Raw genomic sequence first — 3,676 nt, forward strand, 5'->3', positions numbered from 1 at the left:
CCGGAGCAGACCTTACCAATTACCTGAAATCATTGCCCGGCGCCACGATAGATAAAATTGAGCTGATCACAAACCCGCCCGCCAGGTACGATGCTTCCGGCAATACCGGCGTTATTAATATCAGAACAAAGAAAAGTAAGATCAGGGGATTTAATGGAAATATGGCGGCCGGTTATACCCAGGCCGTTTACTGGGAAACGTTTGGCGCCCTGAACCTCAATTACCGGAACAATAAGGTGAATGTATTTGCGAACATAAGCTATGCGGGCATCCGCGACTTTGTTAAAAATGATGTGAGCCGGCGGTATTTTAAAGCAGATGGCGCCGCAGACAGTGAAGTTAAGATGGACATTTTTACAAAGAATGTTACCGACGTAGCAAATGTTAAGCTGGGCCTTGATTATTACCTGAACCGGAAAACAACCCTGGGGATTAATTTTAACGGTGTTACCAGGCCCAATTCAGATAAAAAATCCACGGACAGCTACGTGTACGGGCCGGCCGTGCAGCTGGATTCACTTATTCACGGAGACCTGGCCGGCAACTACCGGTGGAAGAACGGCGGCATTAACCTGAACCTGCAGCACCAGTACGACAGCACGGGAAGAATGCTGACCGCTGATCTTGATTACATCCGCTACAGCTCCGGCGGGCAGCAGTGGTTCAGGAACTACATCTATACGCCCGATGGAGCGCTTACAAGCAGGGATGTTCTGCTGGGCGATCTTCCCGGCGATATTACTATCTACTCCGCAAAAACAGATTATATACATCCGCTCACGGACAAAGCAAGGATAGAAGGAGGCGTAAAGGCGAGCTATGTAAGTACGGATTATGCTGCGGAATATTTTGCCGGAACCGAAGGCGATCTGAAACCCGACTATGGCAAAACCAATCATTTTTTATATAAGGAGAATATAAACGCAGCCTACCTGAATTTTAACCAAGAGGCCGGAAGATGGGCCATACAGGCCGGTTTGCGGATAGAGAATACCCGCGCAAAAGGGCACCAGCTGGGCAGCGTTGAAAGACCGGATTCCGCTTTTGAAAAGAACTACACCGACCTTTTCCCAACAGCTTACGTCTCTTATAAGCTGGATACCCTTGGTATGAGCACGGTCACGGCAGCTTACGGAAGGCGTATTAACAGGCCCACTTATTATGATCTGAATCCATTCCTTTTTTTCAGGGATAAGTTCTCTTACCGCGCAGGCAACCCTTTTCTAAAGCCGCAGTACACGGATAATATAGAGCTTTCCTATAAATACAGGAGCATTTTTTCCGCCACCCTGCTGTATAACAGAACAAAGGGGGAGATCAGGGAAACCATTGAGCAGGCAGGCAACAGCTTCATTAGCCGCAATGCAAATCTTGGCGAGAGCTATCAGACAGGCCTGCTGGTTAATTCAACCCTGAATGTAACTCCATGGTGGACCTGTAATATCCATGCTGAATACCAGTACCGGAAATATAAATCCGCGCTGTATAACAACCAAACCCTGGATGCCGACCAGGGCACCTGGAGCGGCTCCCTGTTCAACCAGTTTAAGTTTAACAGGGGCTGGAGCGCCGAGCTTTACGGAATGTATATTTCACAGAACCTGGCCGGGCAATTTTTAAAAGAGCCCATGGGCCAGCTGGACATGGGCGTGCAGAAAATGATCCTGAATGACAAAGCCTCGATAAGACTGAATATAAAAGATCTCTTCCGCACATTGAAAGTACGGGGAGAGATCATTAACGTGCAGCAGGCGCAGGTTAGCTACCGGAACGTATTTGATACGCGCTCCATTGGCTTGTCATTCACCTACCGCTTTGGTAAGGAAAGCGATGCTGCTAAACGCAACCGTAAAACCGGCAGCAGTGATAGCGAGCAGCAAAGGGCCGGCGGCGGCTGATAACAGGCCGGATAGCTCCTTATTGCGATCAGCGGCTGCCGGCAGCCCTGAACAGGCCGGCAGGAATATCACGGCCGGCTGATGCAGGGGCCAGGTGCAGGTAATTCCTGGGAATAGTATCCGTATCTACCACATGCAGCAGCACTTTGCCGGAACGCTGAACATTTTTTGTTACCGGTACTGTTTTATCATCACTTACAATATTACCATCGTTGTTCAGCCCCATGAAGATCTTATTATCGGTGATCAGCGAATTGCTGAAAGTATACTGCGGCGTAAAATCTTTCATGCTGATCCAGAAACAGCTGTTATTGGCTATAACATTGTTGCTGAAAACAAAATCCGAATATTTTCCGAACCAGATAGCGCCTTCGTAAGCGCCGTATATAATAGAATTGGTCAGTGAAAAACCATTCACGGAAAGGAACAGCAAAAGCGCATTCTTGCATTCATAAAAAATACAATGATCCACCTTAATACCGCTGCCCTGTGCAAAAAGGGCGCCCTGGATGGGAGCGGAGTTCCGGTTGCCCACAAAGATGCACTGCGATACCTCCATATCTTTCAGCTCCTGAAAATGGCGTTCAATAGTATAGTAATAAACTACAGCGGGATTGGTATTGCCCACAAACTTCAGGCCCTTAAAGCGGGTATTATTTCTTTCTACCTGGAAGCCGGTACAATGATCAAACTTCGCCCAGTTCTTATTGTTTGGAGAGATGGATTGTATCACCGGCATTTTGGATGGCATCCAGCCGGTATCATCCGGCATAACCACAGCTTCGATGGTATAAGGAGTAGCGTCATCCTTCGTTTTAAAAGGCTTCAGCACCACCTGGTCGGTGAGGATGTGTAAGCCGGGCGCCAGCTTTATGGTAACAGGCTCTTTCCCGGTAAAATCATTGGCCAGGGCCACCGCTTTACCAATGCTTAACAAGGGATCATTCACGGTTCCCGTGGCATTGTCCCGGCCTTTTACCGGATCTACAAATAAGGTTTGCGCGGTGGTTCTTGCAAAGGGCATTGCGCATAAGAGGAATAAACCGATAGCTAGTTTGTACATAAATCTTTAATGATTAGAGGTTAGATGGAGTGGATAAATTACGTCTATTTATTGGAACAATTACGTCTTACCCGGAATTAATACTTTTTCAGCATGTTACAGAGTGATTCTTTGGATCTGATAAGCCAGCTTATGGAATTAAGCGGTTCAACTACCTTTTTTCTTGAATCGGTAAAAGGCAGCCGCCTGAAAGTAATTATTGAGTCGCAGGATGAAACGCTGATACGGGCTTGCCAGGTTATAAAGCGGGTGGTGCGTTTGTACTTTTATTCTTCTGAAAGACCGGTGCTCTACTGCATCAGCTATCTGAATAAAGAAGGCCTTACCCCGGAAGAGTATGTGGCGCTTATGGATGAGCAGCTGCCAATAGGCACGGTGTTCCATAGCTTTAACGATCCCGCATCCATCGAAAAAAAGAATATCTCCGTAAGCGAGGAGGAAGACCCTGAGCTGGCCGTGCTGTTAAATGTACGGTCGCCGCTGATCTTTAAAAAGCAATATGATTACTGGGTGGCCGGCAGGAACATCGGATCCATTTGCGAATACTTCAACGAAGAATCCATCAGCAGGGTATGAGCTATGAAAAACACAGGCAGGTAATAAAGGATTACCGCAGCGATAACGTGTTGTGTGATGGAGAGCTCTCCATCCCTTATGGCGCTGTTCCCGGCATCCTGAGTGAGGTAGATGTTTTCTTTACGCAGCAGCGCAAAAG

General features: G+C 47.5%; 3 protein-coding genes. 2 read left to right on the forward strand and 1 reads right to left on the reverse strand.

Going from position 1 to position 3,676, the window contains the following annotated elements:
* On the forward strand, positions 1–1,898 hold a 1,898-nt coding region (locus VIM87_RS29810; RefSeq protein WP_332000506.1), incomplete at its 5' end, for an outer membrane beta-barrel family protein.
* A gap of 28 nt (positions 1,899–1,926) precedes the next feature.
* On the opposite strand, the gene VIM87_RS29815 is transcribed toward VIM87_RS29810, so the two are convergent.
* Positions 1,927–2,961 carry a right-handed parallel beta-helix repeat-containing protein gene (locus tag VIM87_RS29815; protein WP_332000507.1) on the reverse strand — a complete coding sequence of 345 codons (1,035 nt, stop codon included), beginning with the start codon at positions 2,959–2,961 and terminating at the stop codon, positions 1,927–1,929.
* A 93-nt stretch (positions 2,962–3,054) separates the two neighbouring features.
* Here VIM87_RS29815 and VIM87_RS29820 point away from each other — a divergent pair, with 93 nt between their 5' ends.
* Positions 3,055–3,537 (forward strand): chorismate pyruvate-lyase family protein, encoded by a 483-nt coding sequence (locus VIM87_RS29820; RefSeq protein ID WP_332000508.1) that lies wholly within the window; start codon positions 3,055–3,057, stop codon positions 3,535–3,537.
* Positions 3,538–3,676 lie beyond the last annotated feature (139 nt).

Origin of the sequence: Chitinophaga sp. (genome assembly GCF_036569125.1) — a bacterium.
Lineage (GTDB): Bacteria > Bacteroidota > Bacteroidia > Chitinophagales > Chitinophagaceae > Chitinophaga.